This window comes from Anaerophaga thermohalophila DSM 12881, from assembly GCF_000191885.1.
GTDB lineage: Bacteria > Bacteroidota > Bacteroidia > Bacteroidales > Marinilabiliaceae > Anaerophaga > Anaerophaga thermohalophila.
This window is the reverse complement of the sequence record NZ_AEWI01000104.1, coordinates 1-837: the sequence shown is the minus strand read 5'-3', so window position 1 is coordinate 837 and position 837 is coordinate 1. Positions and strand designations below refer to the sequence as shown.

The following is an 837-nucleotide window of genomic DNA, read 5'->3' as shown; positions in this document are numbered from 1 at the left end:
CCATCTGACTGGAATACAGAATTTTATGATAGTAAGATGACAAGTTGGGAGCCATTGAAAACCTGGAACACGAGAATTTAATTCAATATATCCGCTACCGGAAAAGCCGGGGCCTGCAGGCAAAAACCATCAATTCAGAGTTAAAGAAAATAGCTTATTACCTTGAATTTAAAGGGTTGCCCGACATAGCCGACCCCATACGGTTAAAGGGGGTTCAAAGACGGATACCACACGATTTATTTACCGGGAAACAGCTTGACCGCATTTACCAAAAGTTCCCCGAAAGCAAGACCCCCTGGACACATGAAAACATCTTAAAAACCTATCACTTGATTTTAGGCCTTAGAATTTACCAGGGCCTTCAGGAACAGGAACTAACAAAACTTGAAATTAGTCATTTACAACTCGAAAAGGGCAAGATTTACATCCCATCCACCAAACGTACCAATAAACGGGTATTAGACCTGAAGCCCTTTCAAATACTGCCATTGCACGAATATCTTTTAACTGAGAGAAAGTCTTTAGATGATGAAATAGAAGGAAACTTTTTGTTCCATAAAAAGCGGTTAATCCGGGGTATGTCAAGAATAAAAGCCATGATAAACCACTACGAACCCGGGTTAAAAAGCATGGCACAAATATGGGCTTCTGTGATTACCAACTGGCTGAAACATTACAACCTTCGGGAAGTGCAATGCATGGCAGGACATAAATATGTAAGCTCCACGGAAGGTACAGAACGGATAATTTAGAGAATTTGCAGAAGGAGTTGGAGAAATATCATACGTTGAAATGAAACAGAAAGTAATTATTAATCGTTAAATTTGTAGAAGATAA

The 837-nt window shown here is 39.4% G+C and carries 1 protein-coding gene; it reads left to right on the top strand.

What is annotated here, in order from left to right:
* Positions 1-44: 44 nt before the first annotated feature.
* Positions 45-752: a hypothetical protein gene (locus ATH1_RS22350; protein WP_010424041.1), complete on the top strand. Its 708-nt coding sequence runs from the start codon at positions 45-47 to the stop codon at positions 750-752.
* Positions 753-837: the final 85 nt, after the last annotated feature.